We start from the raw sequence: 21,199 nt of genomic DNA, 5'->3' as shown, positions 1-21,199 counted from the left end.
TATGAAGTTTCACAACTTATATAGTTTCTTTAGAGGTGCCGCACTACTTAGTGGTGTGGCCCTTTTTCCTTTATCATGTACGTCAGTGACATCCAATAAAGGAAACGAAGTGCAGTACTGGCTTACCAAAGGGGATGAAAGTGTAAAATTACAACAGCAGACTTCCGTTAAATTTGTAAACAATGCCAACAGCTTTCAGAATATTGAAATTGACGATACTCAAAAGTTTCAATATGTTGACGGCTTTGGCTATACATTAACAGGAGGAAGCGTTGAGGTAATCAACCGGTTGTCACCTTTCAAAAGAAAAGCGCTGCTTCACGAACTTTTTGGAAATGATAAAAATTCAATATCCATCAGTTATTTAAGAGTAAGCATAGGCGCATCTGATCTTGATGGTGAAGTGTTTTCATATGATGATCTTCCTGAAGGGCAGATTGATCCTTCGCTTTCAAAATTCAGTCTTTCAAAAGACAAAGCTTTGATTGGAATGTTGAAAGAGATTCTGGCAATCAATCCTTCTGTTAAAATCATTGCTGCCCCATGGTCTGCTCCGGTTTGGATGAAGGATAATGGAAAGTCAAAAGGAGGAAGTTTAAAACCTGAATTCTATGGGACGTATGCTCAATATTTTGTAAAATACATCCAGGGAATGAAAAAAAACGGGATCACCATTGATGCTGTAACTCCTCAGAATGAACCTTTACATCCTGGAAATAATCCAAGTTTGTATATGCCGTCTGAGCAGCAGGGAGATTTTATTAAGAACCATCTTGGTCCGGTTTTTAAAGCCAACGGAATCACTACTAAAATTGTGGTGTATGATCACAATTGCAACAAACCTGAATATGCGATTGATATTTTAAAAGATTCTGAAGCCAATCAATATATAGATGGATCTGCTTTTCATCTGTACGAAGGAGATATTTCTGCTTTAAGTACAGTACATGATGCTTTCCCTGATAAAAACTTATATTTTACCGAGCAGTGGACAGGTTCAAAAGGAACTTTTACCGAAGATCTGAACTGGCATACAAAAAATGTAATTATTGGTTCTATGAGAAACTGGAGTAAAACAGCTTTGGAATGGAATCTTGCCAACGATCCGAAATTTGCCCCTCATACAGATGGCGGATGTACAGAATGTAAAGGAGCCATAACGGTTTCCGACAGTGAGAATTTCACCAGAAATGTGTCCTACTATATTATTGCACACGCTTCAAAATTTATTCCTGCAGGTTCTCAGCGCATCGCTTCCACGCAGACGGATAAACTTTCAACGGCTGCTTTTAAGACTCAATTTGGGAAAATAGTTTTAATTGTACAGAACGATAATCAGGCAGATGAGAATTTTAATATTAAATTTGCCGGCAAATCCGCTGCAGTAACAATTTCAGGACGTTCTACAGCAACCTATATTTTTTAATTGGATACTATGAAAAGAGTTTATTTCTTACTGGCATTTTCTGCATTGGGATTGAATGCTTACGGACAAAAGACCATTGATCAGAAAGTAGCAGAGCTATTGTCTAAAATGACTTTGGAAGAAAAGGTCGGACAGATGGTACAATATAGCGGCTTTGAATATGCCACAGGACCACAGCACTCCAATTCAGCTGCTGTTTTAGAAGAAATTAAAAAAGGAAAAGTAGGTTCCATGCTGAATGTAGCAGGTTCTGAAGAAACCAGAGCTTTTCAGAAGCTGGCGATGCAGTCCAGACTGAAAATTCCTTTATTGTTCGGGCAGGATGTTATCCATGGCTATCGTACCACATTCCCTGTCAATCTTGGACAGGCGGCAAGTTGGGATCTGGCCATGATTGAAAAATCAGAAAGAATTGCCGCAACAGAAGCTGCCGCTTACGGTATTCACTGGACGTTTGCTCCGATGGTAGACATTGCCAGAGATCCAAGATGGGGAAGAGTAATGGAAGGTTCAGGAGAAGACACTTATCTTGGAACAAAAATAGGTTTAGCCAGAATTAAAGGATTTCAGGGCCGAGGCTTGGGAAGTCTTGATGCGGTAATGGCCTGTGCAAAACACTTTGCTGCCTACGGAGCCGCTGTAGGCGGAAGAGATTACAATTCTGTAGATATGAGTCTCCGACAATTGAATGAAACGTATCTTCCACCATTCAAAGCGGCAGCAGAAGCAGGAGTGGCCACTTTCATGAATTCTTTCAATGATATTAACGGAATTCCTGCGACAGCCAATCAATATATTCAGAGAAACCTTTTAAAAGGAAAATGGAATTATAAAGGTTTTGTCGTGTCAGATTGGGGAAGCATCGGAGAAATGGTTCCTCATGGTTATGCTAAAGATGGTGCTGAGGCTGCTGAAAGAGCAATACAGGGCGGAAGCGATATGGATATGGAAAGCCGTGTTTATATGGCAGAACTTCCCAAATTGGTTAAAGAAGGAAAAGTAGATCCTAAACTCGTAGATGACGCAACGGGAAGAATTTTAACCAAGAAATTCGAAATGGGTCTTTTCGATGATCCTTACAGGTTCAGTAATGAGAAAAGACAGAAAGAACAGACCGATAATCAGGAAAACAGAAAATTTGGGAGAGAATTCGGATCAAAAAGTATCGTTCTTCTTAAAAACCAGGGAAATATTCTCCCGCTTTCAAAAACGACAAAAACAGTGGCTCTGATTGGCCCTTTTGGTAAAGAAACAGTAGCTAATCACGGTTTCTGGTCTGTTGCTTTCAAAGATGATAATCAAAGAATTGTTTCGCAATTTGACGGAATTAAAAACCAGCTGGATAAAAATTCTACCTTATTATATGCAAAAGGCTGCAATGTGGATGATCAGGATAAAGGCCAGTTTGCTGAAGCCATAGAAACGGCAAAAAAAGCAGATGTTGTCATCATGACGCTGGGAGAAGGCCATGCGATGAGCGGAGAAGCAAAAAGCAGAAGTAATATCGGATTTACAGGTGTTCAGGAAGATTTGTTAAAAGAAATTGCCAAAACAGGTAAACCTATCATTCTTATGATCAATGCAGGAAGACCTTTAATTTTCAACTGGGCATCAGATAATATTCCTGCCATTATGTATACATGGTGGCTGGGAACAGAAGCGGGGAACTCTATTGCAGATATTATGTTCGGCACGGTGAATCCAGGAGGGAAACTTCCAATGACGTTTCCGAGAACTGAAGGTCAGATTCCTGTCTATTACAATCATTATAATACAGGAAGACCGGCAAAAAATAATACAGACAGAAACTATGTTTCAGCCTATATAGATCTTGATAATGATCCGAAATATCCGTTTGGATATGGCTTAAGCTATACTGATTTCAAATATTCTGATATGGTTCTAAGTTCCACAAACCTTACAGGAAATCAGACGCTGAACATCAGTGTTACTGTTTCCAATGCAGGAAAATATGACGGGGAAGAAGTGGTACAGCTGTATATCAGAGATTTGTTTGGAAAAGTAGTAAGACCCGTAAAAGAACTGAAAGGCTTCCAGAAAATATTCATCAAAAAACGAGAAAGTAAGAAGATCGATTTTAAATTAACACCGGAAGATTTGAAATTCTTCGATGATAACTTGAATTTTGACTGGGAAGGCGGGGAATTTGATATTATGGTCGGTACGGATTCTCAACATGTTCAGACCAAAAGAATTACCTGGACGAAATAAATTGAATTCAATAGGAGTGGGTTATAATCCTGAGCATGGACGAAGGAAGCCCACTTACGAAAATATAAAAAGAACGGCTTTAGCCAAAACTTAATACACATGAAAATCAAATTCAGAAATACAATAAGTACCTGTGTAATAGGAATATTCTTTCTTTCTGCTTTCAACTGTGCTTCAAACAAGCCAGATTCCCGTAGAACACTGATCTGGAATGATGAATTTAATGGCAAAGGACTTCCGGATTCATTAAAATGGAATTATGATACCGGAGGAAGCGGTTTTGGAAATGAAGAAGCTCAGTTTTATACAAAAAACAGACTTGAGAACGCCAGAATGGAAAAGGGAAATCTCATTATTGAAGCTAAAAAAGAAAATTGGGAAAACAATAAGTATACCTCTGCAAGACTTTTAACCAAAGGAAAATTTGCTTTTCAATATGGTACAGTAGAAGTCAGGGCAAAACTTCCTAAAGGCCGTGGAACCTGGCCTGCTATCTGGATGATGAGTGAAAATATGAAGAAATGGCCGGATGATGGTGAACTGGATATCATGGAACATGTCGGCTATCACCAAGGCTATATTCATGCATCCGTTCATACCAAAAAATACAATCATATTCAGGGAACACAGAAAACAGATACCTTGTTTGTGAAGGATGCAAGCGAAAAGTTCCATGTCTATAAAGCAGACTGGACACCGGAAAAAATAGATGTTTATATAGATGATAAGAAATTTTTCACCTACGAAAATAAAGAGAAAAAGAATGAAGCATGGCCTTTCGACAGACCTTACTTTATCATTTTAAATCTTGCTGTAGGAGGATTTTGGGGTGGAAAAGAAGGCATTGATGATGAGGTTTTTCCACAGAAGTATTATATAGATTACGTAAGAGTTTATCAAAATAAATAATGAAAATGAGGACCGAATGGGTCCGGAAACAGAAAAAAAATCATGAGAAAACTAATTGTAAGTTGTTTTGTAGTAGGCATTGCCATCAATATCAATGCTCAGAATTATTGGAAAAAAAATGCAGGAAAAACAGCTAAAGTGGTCCTTACCAACTCAAAAGCAAATGAGAAGATGGTGGATAAAGGAGCAGTTACATTTGAACAGTTCGGACAGCCTAAAGAAACGGATGCCTGTATTTTTGTAGCTCCCCATTTTAAATATCAGAAACTGATAGGAATTGGCGGGGCGATTACAGATGCCTCAGCAGAGACTTTTTATAAAATGCCAAAGAATAAGCAGAAAGAAATTCTGGATGCTTATTTCGGAAAAAACGGATTGGGATACACCGTTGTTCGTACCAATATGAATTCCTGTGACTTTTCCAGTGATTCTTATACCTATGTAGAGGATAATGATACTTCGTTAAAGACTTTTAATGTAGCTCATGATGAAAAGTATAAAATCCCGATGATTAAAGAAGCTCAGAAAGCCATTGGGAATAATTTTACCTTTTATTTCTCTCCATGGAGCCCGCCAGCATGGATGAAATCAAATAAAAGCTTGTATAAAGGCGGAAGATTGGAAAATCAGTATTACCAGACCTGGGCAGATTATTATATCAAATTCATCAAAGAATATGAAAAGAGAGGGATTAATATCTGGGGATTAACCGTTCAGAACGAACCCATGGCTACCCAAAGCTGGGAATCATGTATTTATACTGCTGAAGAAGAAGGAGAGTTCCTGAAAAAGAATCTCGGTCCAACGCTTTGGAAGAACGGATATAAAGATAAAAAAGTAATGATCTGGGACCACAACAGAGACTTGATCTATCAGAGAGCAACCACCACTTTAAGTGATCCGGAAACCTCAAAATACGCCCATGGTATCGGTTATCACTGGTACGAAACATGGAATAACAAAACCCAGCTTTTTGACAACTTAGCAGAAACACACAGAGCTTTTCCGGATAAATTCCTGGCTTTTACCGAAGGATGCAAAGAACAGTTCAATATGGATAAAATATATGATGTAAGCCTCGGAGAACTGTACAGCAAAAATATGCTGAACGACTTCAATAAAGGAAATGCTTTATGGACTGACTGGAATATTCTATTGGATGAAACCGGAGGACCTAATCACAAAGGAAATTTCTGCTTTGCCCCAATTATTGCTGACACCAAAACAGGAGAGGTGTTCTATACGTATGAATACTATTATATAGGACATGTCTCTAAATACATTAAGCCGAATGCCCAGAGAATTGGAAGTTCTTCCAACAGAGCAGCTTTGACGTCTTCCGCATTTATGAATGAAAACGGACAGTTGGTAACCGTTATCATGAACGATTCAGACAATGATATTGAAACCAATCTATGGATAGAAGGAATGGCTGCCAAGCTGAATGCGCCCGCACACTCTATACAGACTGTAATTTTATAAATTCATATTAATTTAATATTATTTTTGACAGTTCCGGCGGCCTCTTCGAGGCCGCCGGATTTATTTATAAGGATAATTATCAAGATGATACAAACAAAAAACTCATGAAGTTTTTCATGAGTTTTATTTATTGTGAGCGAAACTTTGTCGGTTCGCTATTTTTTCAGGAATGATGATTATTCAGCATCATACTTGCTGATTACTTTCTGAGTAACTCCTGAGCTGCTGAAACCTCCATCATGGAAAAGGTTCTGCATCGTTACTTTCTTCGTAAGATCAGAGAATAAAGTTACGCAGTAGTCTGCACATTCAAGAGCTGTAGCATTTCCTAGTGGAGACATATCTTCTGCATATCCAAGGAATCCTCCGAAACCTTTCACACCACTACCGGCAGTAGTCATTGTTGGAGACTGAGAAACTGTATTTACACGTACTTTTCTTTCACCCCAATAGTTTCCGAAAGTTCTTGCAATACTTTCCAGATACGCTTTGTTATCAGACATATCATTGTAGTCCGGGAATGTTCTCTGAGCTGCAATATAAGTAAGGGCCAAAATACTTCCCCATTCGTTCATACAGTCTTTTTCCCAAGCTACACGCATTACTTTATGGAAAGAAACAGCGGAAATATCCCAGCCTTTTTCCAACCAGTCGTAATTCATTTCTGTATAGTGTTTTCCTTTTCTTACGTTGATAGACATTCCGATAGAGTGAAGGATAAAGTCGATTTTTCCAAATTTTGCAACAGCGGCATCAAAAAGTTTTTCAAGATCTTCTATAGAAGTAGCATCAGCACCTATTACTTCAGAACCTGTTTTTTCTGCTAAACCATTAAGTTCTCCCATTCTCAAAGCAATAGGAGCGTTAGATAAAATGAATTCAGCACCTTCCTCATGGCATCTTTCAGCAACTTTCCATGCGATAGATTGTTCATTAAGGGCTCCAAAAATAATTCCCTTTTTGCCTTTAAGTAAACCGTATGACATAATTTTTTAATGTTTATTATACTACAAATGTAACAATAATTGTGCTTATGGCATAATAAAAAATGGAGCCTTATCAATTTAAGACTCCATTTTATTGAAAATATTTATATGACTGAATTACTAATTGGTTTTCTTATTCCATTCTGCCTTTACATCCTCCGCTGCATCTTTGGTTTTTTCCCATGCTTCATCTGCTTTATCCTTAATATCCTCCCAGGCATCGGATACATTAGCTTTTACCCTATCCAGCCAGTCTTCCTGGCTCGCTTCCTGATCATTATTCCTCTTCTCATTGATATAATCTTTAGCCTTATCTGCCAATTCATCGATTTTCCATTTGGCTTTGTCTGTTGCATTCTGTAAAGAATTTTCTACATTGTTTACTGCATTTTCCGCTTTGTTGTACTCTGAATTGTTCATAATAGTATAAATTTTAATTTGGTATAAGTAATTAAACAATAACCATTCCTAAAACTGAAGGTCATTGTTAAACTTTTCATAATGTTTTGTTATATTTTTCAAAATCAGTAGTAACTTTAACCTATAAAATATGATAATTATGGAAACTATCCGCTGTGGCTGGTGTGAAAAAGACGACCTCTATAGAAAGTATCATGATACAGAGTGGGGAACACCTGTTTATGATGATGAAACAATATTTGAATTCCTGATTCTTGAGAGTTTTCAGGCCGGATTAAGCTGGTATACGATTTTATCCAAAAGAGAAAATTTCAGAAACGCTTTTGATCATTTTGATTATAAAAAAGTAGCAGCATATTCTGACAAAAAGATTGAAGAATTGATGAATAATCAGGGAATTATCAGAAACAGACTTAAAATTCTGGCAGCGGTTACCAACGCTCAAAGATTTATGGATATTCAGAAAGAGTTTGGAAGCTTTTCCAGCTATATCTGGGGTTTTGTAGACGGAAAGCCCATCGATAACAAACCCGAAAAATTGTCTGATGTTCCCGCGACAACAGAGATTTCTGATCTGATCTCCAAAGACCTTAAAAAAAGAGGATTCAAATTTGTTGGTTCTACAGTTATTTATGCCCATATGCAGGCTACAGGAATGGTCAATGATCATTTAAAAAGCTGCTTTATCAGAAAATGATAACTTATTGATATTTTTGTATCATCAAAAAAATGAAAACTTCTGTTGAAATATGAAGAAAATAGGAATCATAGGTTATGGATGGCTGGGAGAAAGACTTGCTGCTTTCTTATCTGAAAAATACGCTTTATCAGCGACAACAACCACCGAAAATAAAGTAAATCAGCTGAGTACAAAAGGAATACATGCTGTGATAGCTTCTTTTCCGGATTATCAGCTGGCAGAACCTCTTTCTAAATGGGAAGAAATAAAAAATATGGACGCTTTGATTATTACAATCCCTGTTTCTGAAAAAAGTTGTTGTGTAAGTTCTTTGTATAACAGAATTCAGAATTTGTCAGCCTTTATCGGTGATTTTAAAGGGCAGATGTTTCTGATGAGTTCTACAGGTGTTTACCCCGATATTGCCAAAGAATTTACAGAGGAAGATGTTCCATTAGTGAACGTATCAGGGGAAAGAATGCTTAGAAATAAGTTTCCGCAGCTCAATATTCTGAGACTTGGCGGTTTGATGGGAGGTAACAGACTTCTGAAAAAGTATAATGTAGGAAATCTGGATCACGCTGTAAATCATATTCATTATGCTGATATCAGCGGGATTATCTCAGAAATGATTGAACAGAAAAGTGAATCGAAACTATATAATGTTACCGCCCCCATTCATCCGGCAAAAAGTCAGGTGATTAACGCACAGAAAAATATTGAAGATGATGAAGTATTTGAGGTGAAAGGGAAGAAGGTTCTGTCTTCAAAGCTGGTTTCAGAACTGGATTACGTATTTCAGTATCCGGATCCGAGAACGTTTCATTTGTAATTGTTGTTTCATTTATTTTACATGCAGAATTTCTTTTGACGACAATGTCATTCCGCAGGAATCTCTTCTATATTTGGATCTCTACAGAATGAGAAAGGTGAGTGGTAAGTTTATTCATCGTGAAAGAATCAATATTTTCAGCAAGATACAATTCAATAGCAACGGGCTTTAGCCCGTTTTCAAAAAAGATAAAATTCCATCGGCTTCAGCCAAAATCTAATAAAAAAAACCTCCGGAATCTGCTTCCGGAGGTTTTATCTTTATTATCAATAAATAATTACTTAATAATTCTTTCCAATACCCATTCAATAAGGTTTTTCTCGGAAGCGTGGTGGTCTGCAGAGAATTCTCCACGTCTTCTGTTGGCAATCACGTTATTCACCGTAATGGCTTTGTGTCCTAATAATTTTGAAAGAGCATAGATGGCAGAAGTTTCCATCTCGAAATTGGTAATTCCAAGATCATTTAGTGTTTCAAGGAATTGATCATCTACCGCTTTCAAACGAAGCTGTCTTCCCTGTGGAGCGTAAAATCCCGGGAATGTAGCTGTATTTCCGTGGTATTTGGCATCTTTGTAGTATGCTCCCATTTCTTCCGCCCAGTCTGAGAAATAAAGCATCGGCTTGATTCTTTCGTAAGGGAATTTTTCCATGAAGCTTTTAGAAAACTCATTTTCGAAGTTGTAATCCTGGTAGAAGTGCATCAATCCGTCTAAACCTACAACATTCTGCGTTACCAGCATATTGTCAACCTGTACATCAGGGTTTACACTTCCGCAAGTTCCCATACGGAAAAGCTCAAGCGCTTTGTGCTCAGTCTTGAATGCTTTGTTTTGAAGATCAATGTTCACCAAAGCATCCAGTTCGTTCATCACGATATCGATGTTTTCAGTTCCGATCCCGGTAGACATTACGGTAATTCTTTCTCCACGAAGTGTTCCTGTATGGGTATAGAATTCTCTTTTATTTTTTTTGATTTCTACAGTATCAAAGTATTTTGAAACTTTTGCCACTCTGTCAGGATCACCTACAAGAATGATTTTGTCAGCAATATCTTCAGGTAAAAGATTTAGGTGGTATACACTTCCGTCTTCATTCAGAACAAGTTCTGAGGCAGCAAGTTTGTTTAGCATAATATGTATATTTTTTGTTTTTTAATTAATCATAATGGCTTCTTTATAAGGAGATGCCATCACCTCGTAGATGTCATTGTATTCTTCTACAATTCTTTTCTGGCCGTTCATTACCTCATATACAGTAATAACCGTCTTTTCAATGTTTTTAGGATCTTTCCTCTGTGAAGTGATTTCGTAGAAGTGATCCTCTTTTTTAAGAATAGAAATCAGTTCTTCCTTTGTTGAATTGTTGGAAGTCATCATTCCGGGGAACTCTGTAACAATATCTTTCAGATCAGAATAATTTTTATAAGGCTTGGTTACTCCATTGGAATGTACATAGACATTGGGAATATTTTTATCTTTTTCCAGGCGGACCAAATAATAATCAGATCCTCTTTTTTCTACGTATACAGCCATTTCCTGAGGTTTTCCGGTTGACCTTTCCGGCTGCTTTTTTTCTGGGAAAATGCCGTCATAGAAAGGAAACTTGCCATAACAGCAAACCATAGTTTTGTTTTCATACTCCTATTTAGTTTTTTTGATGTGTTGAATTTAATTTAAAAAAATCCTCTCCCAATAATCTCCCGCCATTATTTTCCGGTATTTCGAAGAACCGTTCGCTTTAGAATAATGAATTTGATTTCGGGGTTTAAAATTAGTGAAAAATATTGTATCAGAAATATAAACATTATTTAATCTGTTATTAAAACTGAGATAACATCAGATGAATACTTTTGCCGCTAAAAATTCATGAGATCTTATCCACTGCTTGTAATCGTCCTTCTGATAGGATTTGCAGTAATGTCTTTTAATCCTGTTTATAAAGGAAAAGAAAGTGAAAATACATTTGTCAATAAAGGGTTGTCCGACTTTAAAACCAAGCTTGAACAGCTGAAATCAGATGTTGATAAGTTCTCCGAAGACCGTATTTCCCTGGAAGAACTGCAAAAATCATTGAGCAGTACAAGAAATTCATTCAAAGAAGTTGAATTCTATATCGCTTATCATTATCCTGAATTTACCAAAACCCATCTTAACGCAGCACCTTTGTTTCACATTGAGGCGGCTGGAACATCTTCATATACACTTCCCCCGGAAGGATTGCAGGTGCTTGATGAACTTATATTTTCAGAGGAAGCAGAAAATGAGAAAGAAAAGATCAAAACCATTACCACCTTTTTATATAACAGCTATTCAGGTTTTTATTTAAGTGCTTTAAAAAATGGGTTGAGCAAGGGCAACAACAAAACATTGCCCTTGCGTATAGAGCTGATCAGAATCTATTCCCTTGGGGTTTCTGGTTTTGATACGCCTGGTTCTCTGAATATTTCTGAGGAAACAAGCCATGCTCTTGCAGGAATACAGAAATACATTAATGATGATCTTTATTTTAAAAATTATAATACTGAAAAGGCTGACCAGATTTTAACAGAAGCTATCAGCTATCTTTCAAAGAATACCGATTTTGAAACTTTCGACAGAATTGAGTTTTATAAGAAATATGTACAGCCTTTATACGAAGAGTTCGGGAAATGGGATGGCAGACCAGATGACCTTAAAGAATTCTCAGGATGGAATGTGGGAAACAAAAACTTTTTCAGCAGTGATTTTTTGGATCCTTATTTTTATACCTTATTGAAATCTTCTGAAGATAATCCTGAACTCCGAAACCTTGGAAAATCCATTTTCTACGATCAGAACTTAAGTGGTAACGGGAAAATGAGCTGTGCAACCTGCCACCTTCAGGAAAATGCCTTTACAGATCTGAAAGCAAAATCACAAAGTAATGTTGAAGGGAAAACAGTGTTGAGAAATTCGCCCTCTTTATATAATGCTGTTTTTGCCAAGAGGTTTTTCTATGATCTTCGTGCTTTCTATTTAGAACAACAGGCGGAGCATGTTATTTATAATGAACAGGAATTTAATACCAGCTATGAAAGCATTATCCAGAAATTAAAAACAAAAACTGAGTATAAAAAAGCATTCCGAAATGCCTTCAAGGATGGAAAAATCAGCAAAGAAAATTTCTCGAAAGCATTAAGTTCTTATGTGGCTTCCCTGTACTCGTTTGACAGCGATTTTGATCGTTTTATGAGGAATGAAAAAAATGTTTCCGATGATGTCAAAAAAGGATTCAACCTCTTTATGGGAAAAGCCAATTGTGCAACCTGTCATTTTGCACCCACATTTTCCGGATTGGTACCTCCATTTTTTAATGAAAATGAATCTGAAGTCCTGGGAATAACTACAAGGCCAATCAAACAGCTTCCTGTAGAGCTTGATCAGGATTTAGGAAGAGGAAACAGCCCTGTAAAAAAGGAAAAATCATGGATTTATGATTATTCTTTTAAAACCGTAACGGTGAGAAATATTGCCCTTACCAAACCGTATTTCCATAACGGAGCTTTCAATACCTTAGAAGAAGTTCTGGATTTTTATAATGAAGGAGGAGGAGAAGGATTGGGATTAAAAATGAAAAACCAGACGCTGGCACCGGATAAATTAAACCTTACCGAAACAGAAATAAAGCAGATCATTGCCTTTCTGAATGCTCTTACGGATGTGAGTAAAGCGAAATAGGCGGGTTACGGGGTTTGAGGGTTTGAGGGTTGGAGTGTGGGAGAGTTTGAGAGTGAGAGTGAGAGTGAGAGTGAGAGTGAGAGTGAGAGTGAGAGTGTAGAGATTCGGGATTTCGGGTTTGTGAGAGCTGAGATTCGGTAGGAATGATAGGGTTTTAATAAAAATAGGCTAAATTTTGAAACTTGTGTAAATGTGATCTACGAAGGTTTCAGAATGTAGCCTAAATTTTTACAGATTGGGTCAACCTGTCTGTTTATTTGTTTTGAATCAGCTTTTCCAGCTTATCAATCATTTCCTGCTGTTGTTTTAGCATACGCTCATACAGTTCAACCATTTTGTCAAGAGGATTGAAAGTGGGTTGGTTATTAAAAAAGGCTGGTTGTTGACAATTATCAAAAGAGGCTGTATTAGAAATAATATTTATCGCTTGTTCTTCATCAAAATTCTCAATAGCTTCTGTCGGAACCTTCAAAATTTGAGCTACCTGCGCCAAAACATCAGACTCTACAACTTCTTTTTGTTCCAAAAGAGAGATTTTCTTCTGATTCCAGTCGTCACCTAATTCAAAAGCTAAAGCTTCCTGCTTGATACCAAGCATTTCACGGAAACGTTTAATATTTCTGCCCTGATGTATTTTTTTGTTTTGCATAGCTGTGTCAATCATAATAACAAATATAAAGTTTTAAGAGATAAGAATAAAGCTCGTTTTTAAAATAAATTATCTTCTAAAATACTCATGTTTTTGAATAAAATTTCCTTTCTCTTACAGATTTGTTATGTCGAATATATTGTGCTTGCCATCAATCTATAAATAAAATAATTACACTTCATTCCAAATTATGTATGCATCAAACCAAAACCTCGCACCTCGTATTCCAAACTTCACATCTCACAATTTGTATCCCGCAACTTCAACACTCTCACTCTAAAACCCTCCCACACTCCAACCCTCGAACTCCTCACCGCTTAACACAAAATTAATCCCCTTAACATTAGGTTTTTGATAAGTTAATATTGGGTGATTTAGATTTAAAATCCTATTAACAGAGAAAAAGCTCTAAAAAAATAGTTTTGCAAGGTCTAATAAATCAAATAAAAAATGAAGAAAAAACTACTAACAGTGGGAGCTTTGGCTATACTGGCCAGTTCTGGTCTTCAGGCGCAGACCTTGATATTCAATAAGAATGCGTCATGGAGCTATAAAGATAACAACCAGGCGCAGCCAGCCGGTTGGAATGCTCAGACGTATGACATTTCAACATGGGCAGTAGGAAACGGTCCGCTAGGATATGGAGATCCTGTAACTACTACCATCAATTCAGGGCTTACGACAGCTTATTTTGCTAAAGATTTTACAGTAGATCTTTCAACACTTTCCGATACGATGGAACTTGGAGTAATGAGAGACGATGGTATCATTGTGTACCTTAACGGAGAAGAAGTTGTAAGAGATAATATGCCTGCAGGTGCAGTTACATTCAATACTTTCTCCAGTACTACTATTGATGGGGCAGCAGAGAGTGTTTATAACATTTTCTCTATTCCAAAATCCAAGTTTGTAAATGGTGTTAACAGATTTTCTATTGAATTACACAACAGAAGTACCACCAGTTCAGATTTAAGAATTGATGCTTATCTGAAAACAACCACCAATACAACTATTCCTGTAGCTTGTAACGGAACACACATCAGCTGCTTTACTTCCATTGTTCCTACAGCACAGACTAATAAATTAATTCTCCCTGCTGAACACAAATACCAGCTGATTTTAAAAGAAGGAGACAACTATACTGAAGGCGGAGGATTGGTTGGTGGTCAGAATGACTTTACCGCTTATGTTCCAAAAACAGGAAGCAGTACCAATGGATATCTATCTGTAAACCATGAGACGAATCCTGGAGGAGTTACCATGGCTGAAATTAACTATAATGCGACTTCAAAACTTTGGCAGCTGACAAAATCAAGAGCCGTAAGTTTCTCAGATCCAAGTTTGGTGCAAACCATCAGAAACTGTTCAGGAGGAATTACGCCTTGGGGAACAGTGGTAACGGCAGAAGAATCTGTTACTTCTAATGATGTGAACAATGACGGTCACAAAGATTACGGTTGGTTGGTAGAAATTGATCCTGCTACAGCACAGGTTATTTCTAAAAATGCTGACGGTACCAAAGGAAAACTATGGCAGATGGGCATCATGAATCATGAGAATGTAGTGATTAATAATGCAGGAACTATAGCTTATTATGGAGAAGACGGTGGAACTCACCTGGTGTACAAATATGTAATGGATACTCCTAATGATCTATCTTCAGGAAACCTTTATGTATTAAAACTGGATCAGGGGTTAACGGCTGCAGGAGATCCGGTAGGAACTACAGCAACATGGATTCAGGTTCCGAATAAAGAAAAAGCAGATCAGAATAATACCAATACCAATGCTCTGACTTTGGGAGGAACAAAATTTAATGGAGTAGAGGATGTTGATATCAGCCCGCTGGATGGTAAAATCTATTTTACAGCCAAAGGATTAGACAGGGTATATCGTCTGCAGGATAACGGAACGACGGCTTCTCAGGTAGAAACATTTGTAGGAGGAGGTTCTTCGGTATATTCTTTCAATACCGCTCAGGGAATGAAGTCTGAAGCATGGGGAGACGGAAATGACAACCTTACTTTCGATGAACTTGGAAACCTTTGGGTACTTCAGGACGGAGGAAAAAACTATATCTGGGTAATTGCTCCTGATCATACACAAGCCAACCCTAAAGTAAGATTGTTTGCTTCTATGCCGGCAGGTTCAGAGCCTACAGGTCTTACTTTCACACCAGATCATAAATTTGGTTTCTTCTCTATTCAACACCCGGATTCTACAATCTCTACAGATGTAGATGCAACAGGGAATACAATTGATTACAGAGGAAAATCAGCAACGATTGTCATTGCACTTAAAAATAACCTTGGAACAGAAGGTACTTTGGGAACTATTGATTCCAAAACTGCAGAAAATACAGTAACGGTAGCACCTAACCCAACTTCAGGAATCGTAAAAATCAATTCTGTAAAAGGATTGAAAGATATTTCTGTAACAGCTTACAGCATGGATGGGAAAATCGTTTACACAAAGAAATTCAACGGAACGAACAAAGTATTGGACCTTGATTTCACACAGCAGTTGGAAGGATCACGAGTTTTAGTTTTAAATATTGAAGCTGAAGGAGGATTCCAGAAAACAGTTAAACTTGTAAAGAAATAAATTATTTATAATTCTTGTCTGTCGGCAGCTTGGGTTGCTGGCAGACCTTTTATTTTTATGAAAAAGCTTTTCTTATTGATTTCCATCCTCTCACTTTCTCAGATCAAAGCACAGATTGATCCGGTGAAATATCCCACTTTTACCAATATTGAAGAGGCTTTAAGGAGTGATAAAACGGTTTACAGCATGAGTTTCAGAGAGAAAGGTCTTTTTAATATTCCTCCTCAGATCGTAAAACTGAATTCATTGTTCTTTTTGAATATCATGGCCAATAAGCTTGAGAAAATGGATCATGAGCTCTTTACCTTAAAAGAACTGGAAATTTTAAATGTGAATGAAAACAGCATTAAATATATTCCGGATGAGGTAAGCAATCTGAAGAAACTGACTACTTTTTCAATGAATCTGAACAGTTTGACAAGTATTAATCCTAATCTTGCAAAACTTCAGAACCTTAAAGTGGTACATTTTGACGCCAATAATCTGAACACTTTTCCCGAAGCCCTTATGGAAATTCCCACACTGGAAGAAATAAACCTTCAGGGAAACCAGATCAGCTTTATTGCAGACAGACTTAATCAGATCAAAAACCTGAAATTTCTCAACCTTTCAGATAATCAGATCAATGACCTTGGGAATTTGTCTTTTCCTGACAATTTAAAATATCTTGAACTGCAACAGAATGCTATTATGAAACTTCCGGAAAACCTTTTCAAAGCAAAGAATCTGGAATTTTTGAATGTAAGTGGAAATAATATCACAGAAATATCGCCCAAAGTAAAAGGGCTGAAAAATATTGTCAGCATGAATCTGGCCAACAATAATCTGAAAGACATTCCTGTAGAAATCAAACAGCTTAAAAATCTGAAAACATTGATTCTTACAGGAAATCCTATAGAAAAATCTACCATTGAAAACTTAAAAACCTTACTGTCGGGAACCCAGATCTATTTCTAGAACTATCCGCCAACACGTTTGGTTTTATAGCCCATTTCTTTAAGGATATTCATGATTTTATCACGGTTATCCCCTTGAATGATAATCGTTCCATCCTTCTCAGAGCCGCCTATACCCAAGGTGGTTTTTATTTTTTTTGAGATTTTTTTCAGGTCTTCCTCACTGCCTTCCCAGCCTTCAACAATCGTTACAGGCTTACCGTTTCTTCCTTTTTTCTCAAATTTGCATACCAAAGGCTCTTTCTGCTTGAATTGCTCTTCAGGCATCTCAAAATCCTGCTCTTCATGATCAGGAAAAAGATTCTTCAATTGATCTCGTAAATCCATACTGCAAAATTAAAAAGATTTACTGATTAATGAAGGGGAATAATCAACGAAATTTTAATTTTTTTAACCCTGTCAAGGTCACAAAAAATTTGATACAAGTTAATTTCGATTCTGTATAAGTTTTTATATTTTTAACCGTTTGATAAGATATCTTTAAAAACTAATATGAAAACCAGATACATCTTTACATGTCTTCTTCTAGCTTCCGGAATTATAAAAGCACAGACAAATTTCTCCACCGATCCCCTGAACGCAGTTTTCGAAACTAAAGATACAGACCGGTTCTGGAAAGCATTTGATAAAATGGATGTCTCAAAAGAAAACCCTTTTAGAGATTATATCAACAACGGATCTCAAGGCGTAAAAGGTTTTATGGAATACCGCATAATCAATGCTGATTCTTTGTATATCATGGTGAAAAAGAGAAAAGACGACTATCTGAAAAGCCGTCATGTTCTGGCAGGAATCAACCAGAAAGAAAAAAGAATCAGGGCTGTTTACAGCGCATTGAAATACTGGTATCCACAGGCAAAATTTCCACCAATATATTTTGTATACGGAAGGTTTAATACAGGAGGAACATTTTCTAAAGACGGAATTATGATCGGTACAGAAACTCTTCAAAATCTGGATGGTATTGCAGGACTTGTTTCCCATGAGACGATTCATTTCCAACAGGATATCAAAGGAACTGATAACCTTTTAAAATACACATTAAGCGAAGGAAGTGCCGATTTTATCAGTGAATTGGTGTCTGGAGAAACCAATAACAGCCCGTTTTATCAATATGGAGAGGCCCATGCTGATAAACTGTATAAAGAATTTGTAACTGTATTAAAGAAGAATGATCCTACAGACTGGCTGTACGGAACCAGTAAAAAAGATAACAGGCCTAACGATCTGGGCTATTGGATGGGATATAAGATTTCTGAGGCCTATTTTAATAAACAGTCAGATAAGCATAAAGCTATTGACGATATCTTACATATTCAGAATCCTCTTCTGTTTCTTAAGGAGAGTGGCTTTCTGGATCAGTATATCAGAGAATATGCAAAGCAAAAAAACATAAAATTCGAAGATTTTTTTAAAGAATAAAATGGATTAATGCGGGTAATTATTATTAACCTTGACAAGGTTAAAATTTCAAAAGCAATCAATTGATCATCAGTAATCCATAAAATTCGAGTCTTCAAATTCTTCTATTCATAGGAAATTAGGTAAATTTGTCTAACAAAAGTTTTACAAAATGTCGAAAAAAGCAATATTGGCCATTCTTGACGGATGGGGATTGGGAACAAACCCCAACGTTTCTGCAATAGATAAAGCAAATACACCATTCATAGACAGCTGTTACCAAAGATTTCCCCATACTACGCTTGAAGCAAGTGGATTGGCTGTAGGTTTACCAGCAGGACAGATGGGAAATTCTGAAGTGGGACACATGAACCTGGGAGCCGGAAGAGTCGTTTACCAAAACCTGGTAAAACTGAATATGGCTGTTGAAAACGGAACATTAGGGCAGGAAAAAGTGATCCAGGATGCTTTTGAATATGCTAAAAGAGAAAATAAAAAAATACACTTTATCGGATTGGTTTCCAATGGAGGTGTACATTCCCATATCAATCACTTAAAAGGATTACTGACCGCTGCAAAAGAATTCGGATTGAATGAGAACGTTTTTGTTCATGCGTTTACCGATGGTAGAGACTGCGATCCGCATTCAGGATTAGGATTTATCGATGAACTTCAGAAGCATATGGATGCCACTACCGGAAAGCTGGCAACAGTGGTAGGAAGATACTATGCCATGGACAGAGATAAAAGATGGGAACGCGTAAAATTAGCGTACGGTGCCCTTGTAGAAGGGATAGGAGAACAGACAACGGATGCTTTGGCAACAATCAAGATGTATTATGATAATAATGTAACCGATGAGTTCCTGAAGCCTATTATTTTAATGAATACTACCGCTACAGGAAATGTAGTACCGGTAGCAAGAATCATTGAAGATGATGTGGTGATCTGCTTCAATTTCCGTACAGACAGAGGAAGAGAAATTACAGAAGTTCTTTCACAGAAAGATTTCCCGGAATTTGGAATGAAGAAACTGAACCTGTATTACATCACATTAACAAACTATGATAAAACATTCCAGAATGTACAGGTTGTTTTTGATGAAAATGTACTGACGGAAACCATGGGCGAAATTCTTGAAAAAAATGGAAAAACCCAGATCAGAATTGCAGAAACAGAGAAATATCCGCACGTTACTTTCTTCTTCTCAGGAGGAAGAGAGGAGGAATTTGCAGGAGAAAGAAGGCTTCTTTGCCCAAGTCCGAAAGACGTTCCTACCTATGACCTGAAGCCGGAAATGTCAGCCTATGATATTACTAATGCTATCGTGCCAGAACTGGAGCAGGGAACGGCTGATTTTGTTTGTTTGAATTTCGCCAATACAGATATGGTTGGACACACAGGTGTTTTTGAAGCCGCTGTAAAAGCCGCTGAGGTGGTAGATCAGTGCATTGAAAAAGTAGCTACAGCTGCCTATGAAAACGGATATGCTGTTTTCATTCTTGCCGATCACGGAAACTCGGATGTAATGATCAATCCGGACGGAACTCCAAATACTCAGCACTCTACAAATCTGGTTCCTTTTATCGTTATGGATAAAGACCACACATGGAATTTAAAACCAGGAAAACTGGGTGATGTAGCCCCTACAATCCTTAAAGTAATGGGTGTTGAAATACCGGATGCAATGACTGGAGAAGTTTTGGTTAATTAATATTCAATAATATTGTTAAAAAAATGCCGTTATGCTTTTGTAGCGGCATTTTTTTTATGATTTATGTCAGATAAGGTATGACTTGCATACTTTATTATGCGTTAAATAATAAATAAATCATATCTTTGTAAATTAAAACTGAATAGTAAAATGTATCAAAAGCTTGTTAGGAAAGAAGTAATGGGATTATTGGAAAAGGAAGTAGGTTCTTTTCTTGATAAATTTTTAACGCCAATTGAAAAAATCTGGCAGCCTTCCGATTATTTACCAGATCCTTCAAGCGATGAGTTTAAACACGACTTAGAAGAAATTCAGACTTTTGCCCGTGAAATGCCTTACGATCTCTTTGTAACATTAATCGGTGACTGTATCACAGAAGAAGCACTTCCTTCTTATGAGTCCTGGTTGATGGGTGTTGACGGAATCAATCAGGAAGAAAAAGTAGGCTGGGCCAACTGGGTAAGAGCATGGACTGCTGAGGAAAACAGACACGGAGATTTATTAAACAAATATCTTTATCTGTGTGGAAGAGTAAACATGAGAGAAGTGGAAATCACGACTCAATACCTTATTAATGACGGATTCGATCTGGGAACAAGTATGGACCCCTACAGAAACTTCATTTATACAAGCTTCCAGGAAACCGCTACCAATATCTCTCACAGAAGAGTTGGAACATTGGCAAAACAATCCGGAAACGGAAAATTAGCAAAAATGTGCGGGGTTATTGCTGCAGACGAAGCAAGACATGCTAAAGCATACAAACATTTCGTAGCAAAAATCCTTGAAGTTGACCCTTCAGAAATGATTCTTGCCTTTGAAGATATGATGCGTAAGAAAATTGTAATGCCTGCTCACTTAATGAGACAATCCGGACAGAAAGCGGGTGAACTTTGGGGCCATTTCTCAGATGCAGCACAAAGATGTATGGTCTACACAGGTCAGGATTATATCAATATTATGAAAGACCTTTTAGATGAATGGAAAATTGAGCACGTAAAAGGACTTACAGAAAAAGCAGAAAAAGCTCAGGAATACCTGATGAAGCTTCCTGCAAGGCTGCAGAAGATCACAGACAGAGTTTCTACTCCGGATCTTCAGTTCCAGTTTAGCTGGGTAAAAAGCTAATAAGATCTTTATTATTATTTAAAATATAAAAGTATTGAGTGCCTTTCTTTTTGGCACTCTTTTTATTTCTTATCTTTGCAAAGC

The 21,199-nt window shown here is 37.2% G+C and carries 18 protein-coding genes; 12 read left to right on the top strand and 6 right to left on the bottom strand.

Going from position 1 to position 21,199, the window contains the following annotated elements; genetic code table 11:
• Position 1 precedes the first annotated feature (1 nt).
• From DDF69_RS17495 to DDF69_RS17480, 4 genes are all read left to right on the top strand, one after another.
• Positions 2-1,426, top strand: coding sequence for a glycoside hydrolase family 30 protein (locus tag DDF69_RS17495; RefSeq protein ID WP_114821908.1), 1,425 nt, complete (start codon positions 2-4; stop codon positions 1,424-1,426).
• Between the two features lie 9 nt (positions 1,427-1,435).
• On the top strand, positions 1,436-3,658 hold the full coding sequence (locus DDF69_RS17490; RefSeq protein ID WP_114821907.1) for a glycoside hydrolase family 3 N-terminal domain-containing protein: 2,223 nt from the start codon (positions 1,436-1,438) through the stop codon (positions 3,656-3,658).
• A 99-nt stretch (positions 3,659-3,757) separates the two neighbouring features.
• Positions 3,758-4,567 (top strand): family 16 glycosylhydrolase, encoded by an 810-nt coding sequence (locus tag DDF69_RS17485; protein ID WP_114821906.1) that lies wholly within the window; start codon positions 3,758-3,760, stop codon positions 4,565-4,567.
• A 42-nt stretch (positions 4,568-4,609) separates the two neighbouring features.
• Positions 4,610-6,049, top strand: coding sequence for a glycoside hydrolase family 30 protein (locus DDF69_RS17480; RefSeq protein WP_114821905.1), 1,440 nt, complete (start codon positions 4,610-4,612; stop codon positions 6,047-6,049).
• A 176-nt stretch (positions 6,050-6,225) separates the two neighbouring features.
• Here DDF69_RS17480 and DDF69_RS17475 read toward each other — a convergent pair whose 3' ends face one another.
• Together DDF69_RS17475 and DDF69_RS17470 are read right to left on the bottom strand one after the other, a co-directional pair.
• Complete coding sequence (locus tag DDF69_RS17475) at positions 6,226-7,035, bottom strand: enoyl-ACP reductase (protein WP_034697597.1); 810 nt, start codon at positions 7,033-7,035, stop codon at positions 6,226-6,228.
• 120 nt (positions 7,036-7,155) lie between these two features.
• Complete coding sequence (locus DDF69_RS17470) at positions 7,156-7,455, bottom strand: hypothetical protein (protein WP_114821904.1); 300 nt, start codon at positions 7,453-7,455, stop codon at positions 7,156-7,158.
• A 139-nt stretch (positions 7,456-7,594) separates the two neighbouring features.
• On the opposite strand from DDF69_RS17470, the gene DDF69_RS17465 reads away from it, so the two are divergent.
• Together DDF69_RS17465 and DDF69_RS17460 are read left to right on the top strand one after the other, a co-directional pair.
• Entirely contained in the window at positions 7,595-8,152 is a 558-nt protein-coding gene (locus DDF69_RS17465) for a DNA-3-methyladenine glycosylase I (RefSeq protein ID WP_114821941.1), read from the top strand.
• A gap of 52 nt (positions 8,153-8,204) precedes the next feature.
• Positions 8,205-8,966 (top strand): NAD-binding protein, encoded by a 762-nt coding sequence (locus DDF69_RS17460; protein WP_114821903.1) that lies wholly within the window; start codon positions 8,205-8,207, stop codon positions 8,964-8,966.
• A 277-nt stretch (positions 8,967-9,243) separates the two neighbouring features.
• Here the strand turns inward: DDF69_RS17460 and DDF69_RS17455 are convergent, their stop codons facing one another.
• Both DDF69_RS17455 and DDF69_RS17450 read right to left on the bottom strand, forming a co-directional pair.
• Positions 9,244-10,098: a nucleoside phosphorylase gene (locus DDF69_RS17455; protein WP_114821902.1), complete on the bottom strand. Its 855-nt coding sequence runs from the start codon at positions 10,096-10,098 to the stop codon at positions 9,244-9,246.
• A 21-nt stretch (positions 10,099-10,119) separates the two neighbouring features.
• Positions 10,120-10,500, bottom strand: a complete 381-nt coding sequence (locus DDF69_RS17450; RefSeq protein ID WP_228412032.1) for a hypothetical protein — start codon at positions 10,498-10,500, stop codon at positions 10,120-10,122.
• A 333-nt stretch (positions 10,501-10,833) separates the two neighbouring features.
• Between DDF69_RS17450 and DDF69_RS17445 the strand changes: the two genes are divergently transcribed.
• Positions 10,834-12,663: a cytochrome-c peroxidase gene (locus tag DDF69_RS17445; protein ID WP_114821901.1), complete on the top strand. Its 1,830-nt coding sequence runs from the start codon at positions 10,834-10,836 to the stop codon at positions 12,661-12,663.
• 253 nt (positions 12,664-12,916) lie between these two features.
• Here DDF69_RS17445 and DDF69_RS17440 read toward each other — a convergent pair whose 3' ends face one another.
• The gene (locus DDF69_RS17440; RefSeq protein ID WP_114821900.1) at positions 12,917-13,327 is read right to left on the bottom strand and encodes a helix-turn-helix transcriptional regulator; all 411 of its coding nucleotides are present in this window, start codon (positions 13,325-13,327) and stop codon (positions 12,917-12,919) included.
• Between the two features lie 435 nt (positions 13,328-13,762).
• Between DDF69_RS17440 and DDF69_RS17435 the strand changes: the two genes are divergently transcribed.
• Positions 13,763-15,916 carry an alkaline phosphatase PhoX gene (locus DDF69_RS17435; protein ID WP_114821899.1) on the top strand — a complete coding sequence of 718 codons (2,154 nt, stop codon included), beginning with the start codon at positions 13,763-13,765 and terminating at the stop codon, positions 15,914-15,916.
• A gap of 57 nt (positions 15,917-15,973) precedes the next feature.
• Entirely contained in the window at positions 15,974-16,873 is a 900-nt protein-coding gene (locus DDF69_RS17430) for a leucine-rich repeat domain-containing protein (protein ID WP_114821898.1), read from the top strand.
• Positions 16,874-16,875: 2 nt separating this feature from the next.
• On the opposite strand, the gene DDF69_RS17425 is transcribed toward DDF69_RS17430, so the two are convergent.
• Positions 16,876-17,199: a translation initiation factor gene (locus tag DDF69_RS17425; RefSeq protein ID WP_034696743.1), complete on the bottom strand. Its 324-nt coding sequence runs from the start codon at positions 17,197-17,199 to the stop codon at positions 16,876-16,878.
• A 165-nt stretch (positions 17,200-17,364) separates the two neighbouring features.
• Here DDF69_RS17425 and DDF69_RS17420 point away from each other — a divergent pair, with 165 nt between their 5' ends.
• The 3 genes from DDF69_RS17420 (at position 17,365) to DDF69_RS17410 (ending at position 21,115) form a co-directional block, all read left to right on the top strand.
• Positions 17,365-18,294 (top strand): DUF2268 domain-containing putative Zn-dependent protease, encoded by a 930-nt coding sequence (locus DDF69_RS17420; protein WP_114821897.1) that lies wholly within the window; start codon positions 17,365-17,367, stop codon positions 18,292-18,294.
• Between the two features lie 151 nt (positions 18,295-18,445).
• Positions 18,446-19,987 carry a 2,3-bisphosphoglycerate-independent phosphoglycerate mutase gene (gene gpmI / locus DDF69_RS17415; protein ID WP_114821896.1) on the top strand — a complete coding sequence of 514 codons (1,542 nt, stop codon included), beginning with the start codon at positions 18,446-18,448 and terminating at the stop codon, positions 19,985-19,987.
• Positions 19,988-20,137: 150 nt separating this feature from the next.
• Complete coding sequence (locus tag DDF69_RS17410; RefSeq protein WP_034696739.1) at positions 20,138-21,115, top strand: acyl-ACP desaturase; 978 nt, start codon at positions 20,138-20,140, stop codon at positions 21,113-21,115.
• The last annotated feature ends 84 nt before the right edge of the window (positions 21,116-21,199 follow it).

The sequence above is a fragment of the Chryseobacterium sp. KLBC 52 genome (assembly GCF_003347605.1).
Classification (GTDB): domain Bacteria; phylum Bacteroidota; class Bacteroidia; order Flavobacteriales; family Weeksellaceae; genus Chryseobacterium.
This window is presented reverse-complemented; position numbering and strand designations above follow the sequence as displayed.

Bases quoted from the DNA above. Each gene is read 5' to 3' on its own strand.
- DDF69_RS17495 (WP_114821908.1), top strand. From the start codon at position 2: ATGAAGTTTCACAACTTATATAGTTTCTTTAGAGGTGCCGCACTACTT.
- DDF69_RS17490 (WP_114821907.1), top strand. From the start codon at position 1,436: ATGAAAAGAGTTTATTTCTTACTGGCATTTTCTGCATTGGGATTGAAT.
- DDF69_RS17485 (WP_114821906.1), top strand. From the start codon at position 3,758: ATGAAAATCAAATTCAGAAATACAATAAGTACCTGTGTAATAGGAATA.
- DDF69_RS17480 (WP_114821905.1), top strand. From the start codon at position 4,610: ATGAGAAAACTAATTGTAAGTTGTTTTGTAGTAGGCATTGCCATCAAT.
- DDF69_RS17475 (WP_034697597.1), bottom strand. From the start codon at position 7,035: ATGTCATACGGTTTACTTAAAGGCAAAAAGGGAATTATTTTTGGAGCC.
- DDF69_RS17470 (WP_114821904.1), bottom strand. From the start codon at position 7,455: ATGAACAATTCAGAGTACAACAAAGCGGAAAATGCAGTAAACAATGTA.
- DDF69_RS17465 (WP_114821941.1), top strand. From the start codon at position 7,595: ATGGAAACTATCCGCTGTGGCTGGTGTGAAAAAGACGACCTCTATAGA.
- DDF69_RS17460 (WP_114821903.1), top strand. From the start codon at position 8,205: ATGAAGAAAATAGGAATCATAGGTTATGGATGGCTGGGAGAAAGACTT.
- DDF69_RS17455 (WP_114821902.1), bottom strand. From the start codon at position 10,098: ATGCTAAACAAACTTGCTGCCTCAGAACTTGTTCTGAATGAAGACGGA.
- DDF69_RS17450 (WP_228412032.1), bottom strand. From the start codon at position 10,500: ATGGCTGTATACGTAGAAAAAAGAGGATCTGATTATTATTTGGTCCGC.
- DDF69_RS17445 (WP_114821901.1), top strand. From the start codon at position 10,834: ATGAGATCTTATCCACTGCTTGTAATCGTCCTTCTGATAGGATTTGCA.
- DDF69_RS17440 (WP_114821900.1), bottom strand. From the start codon at position 13,327: ATGATTGACACAGCTATGCAAAACAAAAAAATACATCAGGGCAGAAAT.
- DDF69_RS17435 (WP_114821899.1), top strand. From the start codon at position 13,763: ATGAAGAAAAAACTACTAACAGTGGGAGCTTTGGCTATACTGGCCAGT.
- DDF69_RS17430 (WP_114821898.1), top strand. From the start codon at position 15,974: ATGAAAAAGCTTTTCTTATTGATTTCCATCCTCTCACTTTCTCAGATC.
- DDF69_RS17425 (WP_034696743.1), bottom strand. From the start codon at position 17,199: ATGGATTTACGAGATCAATTGAAGAATCTTTTTCCTGATCATGAAGAG.
- DDF69_RS17420 (WP_114821897.1), top strand. From the start codon at position 17,365: ATGAAAACCAGATACATCTTTACATGTCTTCTTCTAGCTTCCGGAATT.
- gpmI (WP_114821896.1), top strand. From the start codon at position 18,446: ATGTCGAAAAAAGCAATATTGGCCATTCTTGACGGATGGGGATTGGGA.
- DDF69_RS17410 (WP_034696739.1), top strand. From the start codon at position 20,138: ATGTATCAAAAGCTTGTTAGGAAAGAAGTAATGGGATTATTGGAAAAG.